This window comes from Pedobacter sp. NO84, from assembly GCF_059703915.1.
The window spans coordinates 3,776,085-3,793,080 of record NZ_AP046575.1 but is presented as its reverse complement, the minus strand read 5'-3'; the positions used below and the strand labels follow the sequence as shown (position 1 = coordinate 3,793,080).

15 protein-coding genes are annotated in these 16,996 nt (G+C 38.6%); 13 read left to right on the top strand and 2 right to left on the bottom strand.

Translation table 11 applies throughout. The features are described 5' to 3' along the window. The first annotated feature begins 198 nt into the window (after nt 1-198). The 12 genes from AC6H0V_RS16745 to purD all read left to right on the top strand — a co-directional run bounded on the left by AC6H0V_RS16745 (nt 199) and on the right by purD (nt 12,482). The gene (locus AC6H0V_RS16745; RefSeq protein WP_497561347.1) at nt 199-1,383 is read left to right on the top strand and encodes a sensor histidine kinase; all 1,185 of its coding nucleotides are present in this window, start codon (nt 199-201) and stop codon (nt 1,381-1,383) included. Between the two features lie 10 nt (nt 1,384-1,393). Next, nucleotides 1,394-2,095 carry a LytR/AlgR family response regulator transcription factor gene (locus AC6H0V_RS16740; RefSeq protein ID WP_497561346.1) on the top strand — a complete coding sequence of 234 codons (702 nt, stop codon included), beginning with the start codon at nt 1,394-1,396 and terminating at the stop codon, nt 2,093-2,095. Between the two features lie 2 nt (nt 2,096-2,097). Then, on the top strand, nt 2,098-2,343 hold the full coding sequence (locus AC6H0V_RS16735) for a PqqD family protein (protein WP_497561345.1): 246 nt from the start codon (nt 2,098-2,100) through the stop codon (nt 2,341-2,343). Between the two features lie 21 nt (nt 2,344-2,364). Further along, nucleotides 2,365-3,426, top strand: coding sequence for an ATP-grasp domain-containing protein (locus AC6H0V_RS16730; protein WP_497561344.1), 1,062 nt, complete (start codon nt 2,365-2,367; stop codon nt 3,424-3,426). A gap of 242 nt (nt 3,427-3,668) precedes the next feature. Further along, a complete protein-coding gene (locus AC6H0V_RS16725; protein WP_497561343.1) occupies nt 3,669-5,009 on the top strand; it encodes a hypothetical protein in 1,341 nt (446 codons plus the stop codon). Continuing rightward, the gene (locus tag AC6H0V_RS16720; protein ID WP_497561342.1) at nt 5,006-7,165 is read left to right on the top strand and encodes an urea transporter; all 2,160 of its coding nucleotides are present in this window, start codon (nt 5,006-5,008) and stop codon (nt 7,163-7,165) included. The genes AC6H0V_RS16725 and AC6H0V_RS16720 overlap by 4 nt, the downstream gene beginning before the upstream one ends. Continuing rightward, the gene (locus AC6H0V_RS16715) at nt 7,144-8,283 is read left to right on the top strand and encodes a tetratricopeptide repeat protein (RefSeq protein ID WP_497561341.1); all 1,140 of its coding nucleotides are present in this window, start codon (nt 7,144-7,146) and stop codon (nt 8,281-8,283) included. Before AC6H0V_RS16720 ends, AC6H0V_RS16715 begins: the two co-directional genes overlap by 22 nt. After that, nucleotides 8,271-8,891, top strand: a complete 621-nt coding sequence (locus tag AC6H0V_RS16710; protein ID WP_497561340.1) for a tetratricopeptide repeat protein — start codon at nt 8,271-8,273, stop codon at nt 8,889-8,891. The genes AC6H0V_RS16715 and AC6H0V_RS16710 overlap by 13 nt, the downstream gene beginning before the upstream one ends. 98 nt (nt 8,892-8,989) lie before the next feature. Further along, on the top strand, nt 8,990-9,709 hold the full coding sequence (locus AC6H0V_RS16705) for a dioxygenase family protein (RefSeq protein ID WP_497561339.1): 720 nt from the start codon (nt 8,990-8,992) through the stop codon (nt 9,707-9,709). 173 nt (nt 9,710-9,882) lie between these two features. Beyond that, nucleotides 9,883-10,395, top strand: a complete 513-nt coding sequence (locus tag AC6H0V_RS16700) for a hypothetical protein (RefSeq protein ID WP_497561338.1) — start codon at nt 9,883-9,885, stop codon at nt 10,393-10,395. Further along, nucleotides 10,392-11,093 (top strand): pirin family protein, encoded by a 702-nt coding sequence (locus AC6H0V_RS16695; protein WP_497561337.1) that lies wholly within the window; start codon nt 10,392-10,394, stop codon nt 11,091-11,093. The genes AC6H0V_RS16700 and AC6H0V_RS16695 overlap by 4 nt, the downstream gene beginning before the upstream one ends. A gap of 117 nt (nt 11,094-11,210) precedes the next feature. Then, nucleotides 11,211-12,482: a phosphoribosylamine--glycine ligase gene (gene purD / locus AC6H0V_RS16690; RefSeq protein ID WP_497561336.1), complete on the top strand. Its 1,272-nt coding sequence runs from the start codon at nt 11,211-11,213 to the stop codon at nt 12,480-12,482. Nucleotides 12,483-13,490: 1,008 nt separating this feature from the next. Here purD and AC6H0V_RS16685 read toward each other — a convergent pair. Together AC6H0V_RS16685 and AC6H0V_RS16680 are read right to left on the bottom strand one after the other, a co-directional pair. Then, the gene (locus AC6H0V_RS16685) at nt 13,491-14,639 is read right to left on the bottom strand and encodes a redoxin domain-containing protein (RefSeq protein WP_497561335.1); all 1,149 of its coding nucleotides are present in this window, start codon (nt 14,637-14,639) and stop codon (nt 13,491-13,493) included. A 123-nt stretch (nt 14,640-14,762) separates the two neighbouring features. Continuing rightward, nucleotides 14,763-15,944 (bottom strand): formimidoylglutamase, encoded by a 1,182-nt coding sequence (locus AC6H0V_RS16680; RefSeq protein WP_497563390.1) that lies wholly within the window; start codon nt 15,942-15,944, stop codon nt 14,763-14,765. A gap of 10 nt (nt 15,945-15,954) precedes the next feature. Here AC6H0V_RS16680 and AC6H0V_RS16675 point away from each other — a divergent pair, with 10 nt between their 5' ends. Further along, a complete protein-coding gene (locus AC6H0V_RS16675; RefSeq protein WP_497561334.1) occupies nt 15,955-16,983 on the top strand; it encodes an NAD-dependent epimerase/dehydratase family protein in 1,029 nt (342 codons plus the stop codon). The last annotated feature ends 13 nt before the right edge of the window (nt 16,984-16,996 follow it).

Genomic DNA, 16,996 nt, shown 5'->3' with positions numbered 1-16,996 from the left:
ATCTACCGAATTAATTAGCTAATTAGCAAATTATTTATCCCGATGGCCAAGGGCAAGCTAATTAATTTGTCGATACATATTGCCTATTTAACGATACCATTTCGCGATGGGAAGTAACCTTTACATATTTGATCAGCCAAATAGGTTAAGGGAGGGTTAGCCTAAACTTGACTAGTAAAAACTATCTTTAATTTGTATATGCAAATTTTTAAAACATCAACTGTGTTTATTCATGTAGCGGGATGGCTCCTCTTTTTAACCTTCCCATTATTGTTCATCAACAATGAGCAATCTGGATTTAGCAGTTTGTTGTTGCTTTCTTCACCGTACTATTGGTTATTTTGCATTACCTACGTGGTGATGTTTTACATCAATTCCCTAATCTTGATCCCTAAGTTAATTTTTACGAAAAGGTATTTCAGTTATGGCATATTGGTGTTTATCTTATTTGGATTTGTATACTATGCCCAACCCTATAACAATTTATTGAGCCATAATGCAAACGTTATTAACGTGCTTAAAGGTACATCGGGCAATCGTTCTAGGGGATTAAACCAATCGCTTTTAGCTCAGCCCGATACTGTAGGGCCAAGCGTAGGCATGCCTTTCGGGCCACTGCCTAATAAAGATCTCCGAATGCAGGATCCTAATTTAAAGAAGCCCAAAAGCATGCTCGATCTCCATCAATCTCCAGATATCGACATGGTTAGTTTGTTTATCTTTATGATGGTTATTGGAATAAGTATCGCAACCAGTACCGTACAGCGCTGGCAAACTACTGAACAAAAAGTGGTAATAGCAGAGGCTGAAAAAACAACCGCAGAGCTTTCATTTCTGAAGGCGCAGATCAATCCGCATTTTTTGTTTAATACCCTCAATAATATCTATACACTATCGATAATTAATAGTGAGCATACTGCGGATAGCATCATGAAGCTTTCTAATATAATGCGTTATGTAACTGATGATGTGACCAATGATTTTGTGAAACTTAATGATGAGATAGATTGCATTAGAGACTACATAGAACTTCAACGAATGAGACTTGGCGCAGACGCCGAAATTAGTTTTAACGTAAAGGGAACGCCAAAGGATAGAAAAATAGCGCCCTTAATTTTTATGACATTTATTGAGAATGCATTCAAATACGGTGTTACCAAAAAAGAAAAAACGGTAATCAAAATAGAACTAAGCATTGAACCTGAAAAAATTAATTTCTTTTGTCAAAATAAAATCCACCCTTATAAATCGAATTTAGAGCGTACAGGAATTGGGATTACCAATACCAAACAAAGATTGGTTCACCAGTATCCAAACCAACATGAACTTAAAATTAGCGATAATGATGAGTTTTTTACCGTCGAATTGTGTGTTAACTGTTAATTAATTAGCTATGCCCTTAAAATGTGTTGCCTTAGATGATGAACCTCTTGCCTTAGAGCTGATCAAAACATATGTAAAACGGTTTCCGGGTTTAGAGTTGGTTGCGGCATTTGAGGATGCAATTTCTGGCGCCGAATATCTAAATCAACATACTGTTGAGCTGCTGTTCTTGGACGTAAACATGCCCGATATTTCTGGAGTAGATTTGGCAAGAAGCTTAATAAACAGCCCGATGATTATTTTTACAACTGCCTATCGCAATTACGCATTCGAAAGTTACGAGTTACAAGCAATTGATTATCTATTAAAGCCGATTGATTTTAAGCGATTTACTACCGCTGTAGAAAAAGCTATCGATTTTAATTCTTATAAAACAGCGCCGCAAGATACCAATGGTGATGGTGCTATCTATGTATATTCGGAATATAAGATGGTAAAAATCTGGCTAAAGGATATCATCTATATCGAAAGCATGGGCGATTATCTTAAAATATTTCAGGATCAGCAAGAGAAACCGTTGCTAACCTTAACTACGATGAAAAAGATCTTGGAAAAACTTCCTGAAAATCAATTTGCCCGTATTCACCGGGGATTTATCGTGGCAATTGATAAAATTAAATCTATCCACAACAAAAAGATCCAGTTAGCAGATACAGAATTGCCAATTGGTGATGCCTATAAGGATTTTATACAACAACAAAAAAGAAATTAGTGATGATGAAACTAAAAAGCAACATTGCAACCAGCGAAAACGGGTTTATTTTTAATCCCACCACTGGCGATTCGTTTACCAGTAACCCAATTGCAGCAGAAATTATTACCTTTCTTAAAGCGGGAGAAGACGAAAAACAGATCAAATCAAAGCTGCTGGCAAAGTATGATGTAGAATCGAAACAATTGGAGCGCGATTGGGAAGATTATATGCTTCAATTAAGAGAAGCTAATTTACTAACATTATAGAGCGCTACACTCCAACTAACCATGAAAGATCAAAACGCCTCTCCTCTGTGTATCGCTGTTACCGCTCTTAATGCCAACGATAATCCTGGTCCTGGCATTGCCGTTGTTCGTGCACTAAGGGAGGGTTTTGGCGAAGATATAAGAATTATTGGCTTGGCATACGAAAACTTGGAACCTGGCATTTATTTAGGCACACAGGTTAATAAAACCTATAAAATCCCCTATCCAGCTTCTGGTACACAAGCATTATTAGAACGCCTAAAATATATCCAGAAAAAAGAAAACATAGATGTGCTGATCCCAAATTTTGATGCAGAACTCACAAATTTCATCAAATTGGAAGGCGATCTAGAAGCAATTGGCATCAAAACGTTTTTACCCTCTTTAAAACAACTAGAAAAACGTGATAAAGTTAATCTCAAGGAATTTGGTAATCGTTTTAAATTTAATGTTCCCGATGATCACATAATCTATAAAGAAAGCGAATTGGCCAAAGCTGCCGATGATTTCGGATATCCCCTAGTGGTTAAGGGCAAATTTTATGAAGCCTATGTGGTGCAACATATCGCCGAAGCCCACAAATCATTCCATAAGCTCCAGGCCAAATGGGGATTACCCATCATCGTTCAGAAATATATCCGGGGAACAGAAATAAATATTGCAGGCTTGGGCGATGGAAAAGGCAATGCCATTAGTGTTGTGGCAATGAAAAAATTGTTCATCACAGATAAAGGCAAGGCTTGGGCCGGGATTACGGTTGAAGATGATGCGTTGATTGAAATTGCCAAAGAATTTACAAAATCTACGTCGTGGAAAGGTGGATTTGAGCTTGAGATTATGAAAAATGATAAAGGCGACTTGTATATCATGGAAATCAATCCACGTTTTCCGGCATGGATTTACCTCGCCGCAGCTGCTGGTCAAAATCAACCTACAGCATTAGTACATATGGCATTGGGAAATCACGTGGAAGAACTTACAACCTATCAAAGTGGCAAAATGTTTATCCGCTACTCATGGGATAACGTGGTGGATGTGAGTGAATTTCAGAAGATAGCGGCGTTTGGGGAGCTAGAGATGTGATGGAAGATGTAAAAGGGAAAAGGGAAGATGGGCAGAGACCCCGAAAATAATAAAGTAAAAAACAATCGGTGACATCACCCTAATCTGTGAAATCAACCGCGAAGCGTAGCAAAGTTAAAAACAATCGGTGAAATCAATTTAAGCAAAGGAAAAACAAGTATAAAACGTCTAAGTAGAGCTCATCGTGCCGAAGGCATCCCTTTGGGACAATACGCAATACGCTCTACGCAATACTACAAAGTATGAAAGAGAAATACGAAAGGCCAGTTATAAAGAAAATGAACTCCGGATTAATGGATAAGTTTGGTATGCATCATGATACCGCACCAGTTACTACGATAGATGGAGTACCTGTTAAACGCTTGATCAACGAGTTCGGCTCTCCTTTATTTGTGCTGTCCGAAAAACAGATTAGGCGTAACTATCAATCGGCGGTTCGTTCTTTTTCAACTCGATACCCTAAAGTACAGTTTGCATGGAGCTATAAGACCAATTATCTGAATGCAGTTTGTAGAATTTTCCATCAAGAAGGGAGCTGGGCAGAGGTTGTTTCGGGTTTCGAATACCACAAGGCAATAAATAATGGTGTGGCCGGCAATCAGATCATTTTTAATGGCCCCGACAAAAAATCTGATGATTTGAGGTTGGCCATAACCAATCAATCCTTGATCCATATTGATCATTTCGATGAATTGGATTCCATCATCAGCCTATGCGAAGAGTTGAACAAAAAAGCTAAAATTGCCATCCGTGTAAATATGGATACCGGCGTTTATCCCATCTGGGATCGTTTTGGCTTTAATTATGAGAATGGGCAGGCCTGGACCGCTGTGAGCAAAGTTGCCAAAGAAAGTAAATTAGAGCTGGTTGGTCTGCATTGCCATATCGGCACCTACATGCTTTCTACCTCCCCATATGTAATTGCCACCACGAAACTTTGTACGTTGGCAATGCGATGCAAAACAGAGCTCCAAAACCCCATTCAATATCTGGATCTAGGAGGAGGTTTTCCTTCTAAAAACACATTAAAAGGATCATTATCTGGAACAGATCATATTCCATTAGTTGAAGAATTTGCCGACTCCATTACAGAGACTATTTTACAATTTGGTTTTAAAACAGATGAACTTCCCCTTCTGATATTAGAGAGCGGAAGAGCCCTGATTGATGACGCCGGTTATTTATTGGGAAGCGTTGTTGCCAATAAAAGGTTAAGTGATGGCAGAAGGGCAACGATTGTGGATTTTGGGATCAATCTCCTCTTTACTTCCAATTGGTACGAGCATAAGGTAAGCCCCGCCCAAGAATGCAGTCAGTATTCTGAAGATACTGTCTTATTTGGTCCACTCTGCATGAATATTGATGTGGTAAGGCACAGTATTGACCTGCCCCTGCTTGATCCTGGAGATCAGCTTGTAGTGCATAAAGTTGGGGCCTATAACATGACGCAGTGGATGCAGTTTATCAATATGAGACCAGCTGTGGTATTAATTGACATGAAAGGAAAGGTACATCAGATAAGAAAGGCCGAAACACTGACCTATTTAGAAGAAGTTGAAGAATTGCCTGATTATTTAGCATGAAAAAGCAGATCACCTATTACGTTAACGCCACTTTAAATAGTTATGCCATTCTGTTCTTTTCACAGCATAAAATTTTGGGTGCGCTATTACTATTGGCATCAATGCTTAATATCGCCGCTGGCATAACGGGATTAATCTGTGTTCTCTTCACACTTATTGTGGTTAATAGTTTAGGCTTTAGCAGAGAAACGGCACAGACAGGCCTGTACAGTTTTAATTCATTGCTGTTAGGCATTGGATTTGGTTCTTTTTTTGAGATCAATGCCTCCTTTTGGCTCTGGTTAGTTGTAGCCTGCTTATTATGTATTATTGTAAGTATAAATCTAACTTCATATCTGGGCAAATACCTATTACCTACCTTATCCATTCCATTTGTGCTCATTTTTTGGCTTGTACTTATCGCCACCAATGGATATATAGGTATGGGACTGATGCAAAAAAACAGCTATATCGTCTTCGAATTATACACGGGAAGCCTTGCCCATTTCAACCGGTTTAACAGCTTTATTGAACTCAACATACCAAGTATAATCACCTTATTTTTTAGATCCTTAAGCGCTGTACTTTTTCAAAATAATATGGTTGCCGGAGTCTTGATTGCGATCGGTTTGCTTATCCATTCAAGAATAGCCCTTAGCTTATTGGTATTGGGCTTTATTATAACCTGCCTCATCAACTATATTACAGGCACCTACCCCGAGGGAATAAGCAATTACCATTTGGGAGCAAATTTTATGATGATCAGTTTGGCAATTGGAGGCTTTTTCCTCATTCCATCTCTCCGCTCTTATATATGGGCAGTTGTTTCGGTAGCGCTTACTTTTTTAATCGTTAACGGTATGTCGAGGGTATTAGGAGTGTATGATCTTCCTGTTTTTTCTATGCCATTTTCCCTTTTAACGCTTTCTATTCTGTATTTCTTTATGCTAAGGGTAAATGCTGGAAAATTGCAGATAACTGCAGTACAAAACTATTCGCCAGAAACCAATCTCTATCAACATATAAGTGGTGAGGAGCGCTTTAAAGATTTTAGATACTTTGCATTAAGCCTGCCTTTTATGGGCAGCTGGCAGGTATCACAGGATTACAACGGAACAATTACCCACCAGGGAGATTGGAGTAATGCAATAGATTTTGTAATTACAGATCTTGATCAAAAAACGTTCGAATTCCCGGGCAATCAGGTAACCCATTATTACTGTTATAATAAGCCGGTTTTGGCATGTGCCGATGGTGTGGTGGTAGAAGTGATCCAACATATTGAAGATAACCCAATCGGACAGGTTAACCTCGAACAGAATTGGGGGAATACCATCGTAATAAAGCATGCCGAAGGATTATATTCAAAAGTTTCCCACCTTAAAAAAAGCTCTGCAAAAGTCAAACAGGGAGATTATGTAACCCAAGGTGATGTGATTGCGCTCTGTGGCAATTCGGGGCGTTCGCCAGAGCCACATCTGCATTTTCAGGTCCAGGCTACACCGTATATCGGATCAAAAACTTTAGCCTATCCTTTTGCCTATTACCAAAAGCTTGATGAAAACCAAATCCTTGAACTCCAATCTTTCAGCGTACCAAAAACTGGGGATCAAGTGCAACGGCCCGAAATTGATCCTTATCTAAAACAGGCGTTTAATTTTGAACCTGGGTACCAGAACAGGGTAATTACCACAAAGGGTCTGGCTGAAACTTGGGAGGTGTTTACCGATGCCTACAATCAAACCTATTTAACCTGCAAAGAAAATCAGAGCATAGCCTACTTCGTAAAAAATGCCAATGTCTTTTTCTTTACTAGGTTTTATGGCGACAAACACTCCTTGCTCTATTCTTTCTATTTGTGTGCTTATAGGATAAATCTATCCAGACATCCTGTGAAGGATGATTATGCTACAGATTCAGAATCTTTTAACCCGCGCTTATGGTTACAGGATTTGATTGCCCCTTTTAAGATTTATATAAAAACCAGCTATAAGAATAGAATTAATACGATTCCAGACGGGGTTGAGATTTATGCTCGGGCAGAAAAGCAAGGGATGGGCGAAACTGAGAAGGTGATGTCTGCCAAAATTGTCATTACACAGAGTGGAATAACAGATTTTGAAATTACTACCGAACAACCAATAAATACACTAAAATGCCATATAAAATCTATATAATAACAATATTGCTGCTTATATGTACCAAATTTGGATGGGCACAAACCGACTTTCAGAAAGCAGACAGTCTTTCTACGGCGCTTTACAACGAATCAAAGTGGACGCAACTGATCAGCTTTGGAAAAAATGCTTTTCAACGTGGCGATGATTTTCCTGCATTGAGATTAAGAGTTGCGTATGCAGCTTTTCAATTGGGGAATTACAGTCAGGCCCTGCTCCACTATCAAAAGGTTTTATCAACCGATACATATAATCAAGTTGCACTTTACTATGCCTATTTATGCAATATTTACCTGAATAGGCAAAAAGAGGCAAGTTACCTGGCCAACTTTATAGATGGTAAATCTGTGGATGGAATTTTGATCAAACCTGCGCATCTTTCGGTTGTTGGCGCAGAAACGGTCGCTAGTTTCACAGACAATAATAACAGGGGCAATGCAAATTTTACACGGGTATTTGCCCAGCTTAGGGCAAGCTATCCTATTTATATTGACTATTCGATCCTTTTTTATAATCAAGCTACAACTGTAGACCGAATAAGCCAAGCAGGAAACCATTTAAAACTGAGCGTTATACCAATAAAAAATGTGAGTATAATCGGTGCTTGGAACTACTTACATACCACTTATCTACAGACCAGTGGCGAAACTAATTCGTTATTGTTTGGCCTAAAATATGCCCATCCCTATTTTAATGCACAGGCAGATTTTAGTTTCACCAACAATGAGATCGAAAGAATAGATCAGTATAATTTTCAATTGCTGACCTATTTAAGCGGAAACTTAAATTCATATTTAAGCAATCGCCTATCCTATTTAAATTCGAGTGTTTTAAAATCTTTCGTTTATAGCCCCAGCATTGGGATTAAAGCCATCACTAATCTATGGATCGAAGTAGGGGGCAATTTTGGGAAACAGCACTATTTTTCAGAAGCTGATGGACTTTATCAATACAGCGGAGAAGATATTACCACCTTCAAATCATCTGTCAATGCATACTATCTGTTAAAAAAACAGCTAATTTTAAACTTAGGTTATAGGTTAGAAAAAAGGACGGATGATAATTTAAATGATTATTCACAACACTCAATTAACGGAGCAATTACATGGAATTTTTAAAAAGATCTACTTTATTGGTAATGATGGTTTTTTGCACGGTTTATGCAGAAGCGCAAACGAATATGGCTTTGCAGAAAGCTTTCCAGACCAGTTATACACATGAAGGTAAAAAGCAATATGCTGAAGCTATAAGCGATATCATGCCTTTTTATAGCGAAAAAAATTACGAAACCAACCTCAGGGTAGGATGGCTATATTACCTTTCCAAAAACTATACCTCATCACAACAATATTATGGTAGGGCGGTAGCTATTAAACCCAATTCTATTGAAGCCAAATTTGGATTGATTCAACCTTTATCCCTTTTGGGCAGTTGGGATAAAGTATTAGAGCAGTACAACAATATCATTAAAATTGATCCTCAAAATACACAAGCGGGATATTGGACTGGCGTTTTGCTGTATAACCGAAAACAGTATGCAGCAGCGGCAAAATACTTTAATAAAGTGATCAGCTTATACCCGTTCGATTATGATAGCAATCATATGTTAGGTTGGGCAAATCTATTCATGGGAAAAAAAGTAGAAGCAAAAGCATGTTTCGAACTCGCGTTGCTCATCAAACCCGGAGATTCTTCAAGTACCGACGGATTAAACCGCGCGAAATAATCAGTAATTCATTAATCGATACATATAACCTATTTACCGACACCCTATTACTTTAATATTGCCAAACCCACATCTTTGATCTATAAATATCAGAGATTATGGAAAGGAAAAGATTTTTAAGAAGTTTAGTGATCGGAGCAGTAGCTAGCCCAATGATAATAGAGGCTTGCAAAAAGTCGAGCTCATCTAGCGTTGGCACAACAACTACTCCAACGGGAGGTTCATCAATAGCATCCTGCTCTATAGCGCCTACAGAAACAGAAGGTCCATTTCCAACACATGCTCCTGCATCCTACGTTCGTAGTGACATCACCGATGGGAAAACTGGATATAAACTAACCATCAAATTGGTAGTTGGCAACAGCAATAATGGCTGTAATCCCTTAGCGAATGCTATTGTAGATTTATGGCATTGTGATGCTGATGGCAACTATTCAGAATATGGTGGAAGCGGCACCCAATCAACCAATTATACGGGAGTACACTTTTTAAGAGGCCGTCAAACCACAGATTCAACCGGTGCCGTAACATTTACATCTATTTTCCCAGGATGGTACAATGGCCGGACAACCCACATTCATCTTCATGTCTTTAACGCAGGCGGAACTTCATTAAAGGTCACCCAAATTGCTTTTCCAGAAGGAACGGGCTCTGCTGTATCGTTAGTTAATGGTTATGGTAAGGGCATGGGCGGTTATACCTATAACAAAAATGATAATGTTTTTAGTGATGATACCAGTGGAATTGAAATTGCTACCGTAACCGGATCGTTAACTACAGGTTTTATATTAAATATGCAAGTGAGCGTTCCCGCTTAACTGAAATAGTTTGTCGATCAGCGTTTGGCGTTATGCGAAACGCTTATCGCCTAACGCCAAACGCTTTAACTCAACCGCCATGAAAAATCTACTTCTGTCTTTTCTCGTTGTTTTTCTTTTCATTGTTACTTTTATTTTAAGTTTTAAATCTGATTCTGAAGATGATTTATTAAATGGGTAGTATAAAACCAATAGGAAAAAGAACGATCACCCTGTGCTATCGAAAAATAATTGATGTAAACAGTACAGCCCCATGGGATAAACTTATTTTTGAAGATTCGTACAAAGAATTTAAAATTCAGGCCCAACTTTATAACCGAGAAAAGAAATTTCACACTTTTTCTGAATTGGTTTATAATGTAAAAGGAGCAGAGAAATTGCACTTTTTGGTTAGCGGTGCAATTATCAATTATTTACGGCAACTAAACGAGCTTGTTCCCGATATAGTAAACAACATTGGTAGGCAGTTTTTAACCTTTAAACAATTTAAATTCGAAATCATTAATTCTGATTTACGAGAAATTAATAAACATCAAATTGCGATTAACTTTTACTCAGCACCTTTAATTTGGCATGATACTATTGCTACTTACTTGCTAACCTCTCCCTTGCATACAATTACTGATGAAATATTAACGGATCTGGTGTCTATCCAGCCCTATTTAACCATATATTCCATAAAATGATGAAATCGGTATCTAGTGGCAAGATTTTTCTTGCAGATCAACGTGGATTGAAGGAAACAGAACAGGTTAAAAGATTAAGCACTTTTAATTTTGAGAAATTTAATAGTCCAGATAAAATGGCATTGGGTAAACTTTACCTGTTTAATGATGATATGCTTGCTGGAAAGAAAAAAACGTGTTTTGAGGTAGATCGCGATAGTTACATTATCATTTTGCCTATTACTGGTGCCATAAATTATTTAGACGATACAGAAAATGAGACGGATGTTGAAGTAGAAGAAGTGGTGGTGGTATATGTTGAACAAGGAGCAAATATTACGCTGAGCAATCCATTCGATAATGATATGGTAAACTACCTTTGTATTGGTTTAACTGCTACAGAACCGATGCCTAATAATCCCCAGTTTTTAAATTTCGATTTATCACAAACCAATAATTTAATTAAGATAAATAAGAATTTCTTGCCTTTTACTATAAGTATTGGGCGTTTCGAAGGCAGGAAGGAAGCGGTATATCAACTTTCAGAAAAGGCTTCATTCTATGCTTTTATTATTAGCGGCGTCTTTGAAATTGATGGAAAATTAGTACACGAAAAAGATGGATTGGGCCTTTGGGATACCGATAAAATCGAAATTGAGGCATTAAGCAATAACTCAATCGTGTTTACGCTGGAGTTTGCGGAGGGCGGAGGGCGTTGAGCGTAAAGCGGATAAATTTGGCGATAGCGATGGTCGTTTTGCAACGCGTAGTGCCGAACGCTGCGGCCTAACAAAATAAACTTTCTTCCTCGTCATTTATTAAATATCTTTGCTAGCATGACAATCTTACTTTTAGGTGCTGGCGGAAGAGAATGTGCTTTCGCATGGAAAATGAGCCAATCATTACTCTGCTCGAAACTGTTTATCGCCCCAGGCAATGCAGGAACTAGTGCTTATGGAAAAAACATCAATCTAAATCCAAATGATTTTGAAGCCGTAAAAGCATTTGCTTTAAAAGAAAATGTCGAACTCCTAGTGGTAGGTCCAGAAGAACCTTTGGTAAATGGTATCCACGATTTTTTTATCGGTGACGAAACTCTTGCCCATATTCCTGTGATAGGTCCTAAAAAAGAAGGTGCAATTTTAGAAGGGAGCAAAGATTTTTCTAAGCAGTTTATGGAGCGACATGGCATTCCTACTGCAAGATCGAGGTCTTTTAGCCATGAGACTTTAGCAGAGGGATTAGCGTATCTTCAAACCCATGAACTTCCGGTAGTATTAAAAGCCGATGGCTTAGCTGCGGGTAAGGGCGTATTGATAATTGACAATGTGGCAGAAGCCCAAGAAGAACTGCAATTAATGTTGGGCGGCAAGTTTGGCAATGCCGGCAGTACGGTAGTAATTGAAGAGTTTTTAACGGGGATAGAACTATCTGTATTCGTTTTAAGCGATGGAAAAAATTATGTGATTTTACCAGAAGCAAAAGATTATAAAAGAATTGGGCAGGGCGATACAGGTTTAAATACTGGAGGTATGGGTTCTGTTTCACCTGTGCCTTTTGCCACTGAACAATTTTTAGCAGACGTTAAAACAACGATTATCCAACCCACTATTGATGGTCTAATTAAAGATGGAATCGATTACACTGGCTTTATTTTCTTCGGATTAATTAAAGTTGGAGATAAACCCTATGTGATCGAGTACAATTGCAGAATGGGTGATCCAGAAACTGAAAGTGTAATTCCGCGAATCGAAAATGATCTTGTAGAACTTTTCGTCGCGTGTGCGCAAAAACAGTTGCACAGTTATCAATTAACAATTAACCCTAAAAGTGCGGCCACGGTAATGATTGTTGCAGGAGGGTATCCGGGCGAATACGAAAAAGGAAAAGCCATTTCTGGGATTGATAACATACGAAATTCACTGGCTTTCCATGCAGGCACCAATTTAGAAGGTGGCCTGGTAAAGACAAATGGCGGCCGTGTGCTAGCCATTACAAGTGTACAGGATAACCAATTTAATGCTTTACAAGCTGCAACAGCTGATGCTGCTCGAATCTATTTTGATGGTAAATATTTTAGGGAAGATATCGGGTTTGACTTGATGTAGGTAGCAAGCGTTTGGAGCCGAGCGATGGCTTTCTATTAACGCAAAGTACGCGGAGATAACGCAAAGAACGGAAAACCTTATATGTCTTACATGGTTAATAGGTTCTATGGTACTTAGGTGTCTAAGGCGTCTGAGGTGGTAAAAGATATTAACCGCAAAGGCCGCGAAGAACGCAAAGTCTTATATGTCTTATATAGTAACTAGGTTCTATGGTACTTAGGTGTCTAAGGCTTCTTAGGTGGTGAAAGATATTAACCGCAAAGGCCGCGAAGGACGCAAAGCCTATATTCCCTTGTACCGTTAGTAGCTTAGCTGTTCTAAGATGTCTTAGATGGTGAAAAAAATTAACGCAGAGTACGCAGAGTATCACGCAAAGAACGCAAAGCCATATGTCTTACATGGTTAATAGGTTCTATGGTACTTAGGTGTCTAAGGCGTCTGAGGTGGTGAAAGATATTAACCGCAAAGGCCGCGAAGGACGCAAAGCCTACATTCCCTTGTACCGTTAGTAGCTTAGCTGTTCTAAGATGTCTTAGATGGTGAAAAAAATTAACGCAGAGTAGGCAGAGTATCACGCAAAGAACGCAAAGCCATATGTCTTATATGGTTAATAGGTTCTATGGTACTTAGGTGTCTAAGGCGTCTGAGGTGGTGAAAGATATTAACCGCAAAGGCCGCGAAGGACGCGAAGCCTACATTCCCTTGTACCGTTAGTAGCTTAGCTGTTCTAAGATGTCTTAGACGGTGAAAAAAATTAACCCAGAGTACACAGAGTATCACGCAAAGCCTTATATGTCTTAAATGGTTAATAGGTTCATGGTACTTAGGTGTCTAAGGCTTCTTAGGTGGTGGAAAACCAAGATTAACGCAAAGAACGCAAAGCCTTATATGTCTTATATAGTAAATAAGTTCTATGGTACTTAGGTGTCTAAGGTGGTAAAAAATAAGCCCATTAAAACAATAAAATCCCCCCGAATTTTCGAGAGGATTTTATTTATAACTAATTGATTACTTCGTTTTACCGCCTAAAATTTCGGCTAGCTTGGTTTGTAATGCTTCTCCTCTAATATTTCTTGCAATAATTTTTCCTGTCGGATCAACCATAAAATTAAATGGAATTGCACTTACTCCATAACCTTTAGAAACTTCATTGTCCCACCATTTTAAATCTGAAACATGTGTCCAGGTTAGCCCATCAACTTCGATTGCTTTTAACCAGGCTTCTTTTTGACCAGGTCTATCTAACGAGACTCCCAAAACAGTGAAGTTTTTGTCTTTAAATTTATTAAAAGCTGCTACAACATTTGGGTTTTCTGCTCTACACGGACCACACCATGAAGCCCAAAAATCTACCAATACATATTTACCTTTGAAATCTGATAATTTTACCGGGTTTCCGTCCTTATCATTCTGTGTAAAATCTGTAATCATTCCGATCTGGGTCTTTTTAGCACCATCTATCATGCTTTTAATCCTTAACCCATCAGCGCTATTTCTTAATTCGGCCGAAAGTTTCATAAACGCTGGTTCTGCCGTAACCGGATCAACATCATAACCAACAGCTTGTCTGAATGCCGAGATTGAAATGTATGAATTAGGATTATCTTGGGTAAACTTTAGATACACTGGCTTTTTTTGATCATTTATCGCATCATATTTTTCCATAAAAGGCTTCATGAATGCCTCATCTTTTTTCTGATCGGCGGTGTAGCCATTATACTCTTTCATCAAAACAGCAACCTTATCATCAACTGGTTTCAAAGCTGCCTTTAACCTAGCGTTATCATCATTTACCTTTGAACCCGTAATTGTTGCTCTTTTGATCGAATCTGGCGAGGTAATAGTAATTGTTGCTGCTTCCAAATAAAGAGGAATAATATCTGCTGGAACACGCATTTTTGGATCTGGATTCGCAACTGCCGCATCATGTTTTACACGTATTGATGCTTGGGTTGGGTTATCAACTGTTCCTTTAAACTCAAAGTTTCCATTAACAACAGTAGCCGAATCGGTAACATTCATTGTACCTGCACGATAAGACAAGAAAGCTTTAGCTGGTGCATTTAGGGTTCCTACTTTACCTTTAACCGTAAATTCCTTTTGCGCCATTAAGCCTAGTGGCAACAGGCATAATGCCGATAAGATTAATTTTTTCATTGTATTTTAATTAGTGTATTAGGGTCGATTTTAATCAAAGATAGTGATCCCCAGAAATATATCCTTTAATCTTATTGTAAAAATAACATGCAAATTGGTTGAGAGTTGAGAGCGGGAGGAAGGTTAACTTAGTTTTTGATAGGTTCGCCACCAAAGATCAGGCATTTCACCATTTACTGCTGTGTTATAATCCTCATACCTGCAAGGAACCAAATGATACCTTTCATTCTTTGAAATTCCTATCGGGTAGGGAACTTGCATCCACCATCGATCGGAGCGTTTGCTCTTAACGAAATTCATTTCACCAGAACCGTCTTTCAAACTTGCTCTATAAATGATATATTGGGATTTTGGCGTCAATGGAAAATCCTGTTTACGATTGTAGAACCCATCAATAAAATACCAAACCATTTGTGCCAATAACATCGCTGTTTGGCCATTTTTATCATAAGCAGGGTTAAATTCGTAGAATCCAATCGAGGTTAATTTATCGTTCATCCCCGCATAACGGGTAATCCTACAGGCATCTTCTCCATAAAAACCGTTCGGACTTGCATTGATGTTTGCACAAGCATCGCCAGAGCGGATAGCGCCCAAATCAAAACTGATCATATTCGCATTGCGGATAACAGGCTCTGTTAAGGTAATATCTGGCAGGAACTCTCCCAATCGATGGACATCAAAATACAATTTGTCCATCACTTTTAAACTGTCCTGATTTACAAAATACGTTTGATGACCTATATTGCTGAAATTAAATAGGTAATTAGGCTGGTGCAAAAATATTTTGCTTAAATAAGAGTTAGAAGTGGTTTGGATTCCTTCTTCTGTATCCTCATCCAAATCAAATTTAGAATCGATCACCACCAGGTCCACTTTTTGTTCCAAGGTTTCATAAGCCATGTATTGCGCATAAGTTAAATCTTGACTTCCGCCCATAATAATTGGCAAAATATTCAGTTTAATCAGCTCTGCAACCACCATTTTAAGGGCAAAATAAGTATCAGACATTTCCTTTCCGGCAATAATGTTGCCCAAGTCTACTATTTTACTCTCAAAAGCACCTTCATTTAAGGCGTAAAATTGCGACCTAAAATGATCGGCCCCTAAAGCGCAACCATTATTGTTTACCGCACCACGATCATCTTTTACGCCCACAATAGCAATATCAAAGGCTGTTTCTTCTAAATCGGGGAAACGATCCGTATAGAAACTAGCCTTTAATCCGAGCTGACTGGTTAAAAACCCTTGTTGTGGACTAAACTTTTCGGGGTTAATTGGCGAAAAAAAATCTGACAAAGACATAAAAGCGATAATGTTTGGCATCAAATATCTATTTTTGGAAGCACATATTAATGAACTCCTTAAAAAAAATGCAATGATATTGGTAACTGGCGGTACAGGATTTTTAGGGGCGGAATTGATTTATCAGCTAACAAATCAACATTTAAAGGTACGGGCGCTCAAAAGAGCAAACTCTACCATACCTCCGTTGATCGATAACAACAAGCTTGTTGACTGGGTTATTGCCGACATAAATGAACCTGAGATCCTAGCTGATGCCTTTGAAGGGATCACACAAGTGTACCATTGCGCTGCTTTTATATCTTTCGATCCAAAAGACAAAACCAAATTATTGAAGGTAAACATTGAAGGTACATCAAATATTGTAGATCTATGTTTGCATTATCAGGTTAGGCTGGTCCATGTAAGTTCTATTGCCGCCCTAGGTAATGCTAAAAGAGGGGAACAGATCACAGAACGTGATTTTTGGGAGTACGATTCGAAAGTTCATTCTTATGCCATTTCTAAATATGAAGGTGAAATGGAAGTTTGGAGAGGCATAGCCGAAGGCTTGGATGCCGTTATTGTTAATCCTGCCGTAATTATTGGAAAAAATGCAGGTTATGAAGGTAGTGGAGCCATCTTTAAATTAGTTAAGGAAGGGCTGAAGTTCTACACCGATGGAGCTACTGGGATTGTTGATGTGACCGATGTTGCAAAATGTATGATTGCCTTAATGGACAGTAAAATTACAGCCGAGCGCTATACCATTTCAGCGGACAATTTACATTATAAGGATTTTTTTAGCGCAATTGCCGAAGGGTTTGATCGCAAAGCGCCCGCTATCGCAGCGCAGCCCTGGATGCTGGGAATTGCTTGGAGAGCCGCAAAATTAGCCTCATTTATAACCGGAAAGGCACCCGCCTTAACCCGGGATGCTGCCAGAAGTAGTTTTAATTTGAGCTATTACAGCAACGCAAAAATAAAAAGCGCAATACAAATAGAATTCAAACCTTTGAAAAAGAGCATTCAAGAGGTTTGTGAAGCCTTAAATAATTAGCTAATTACTATCT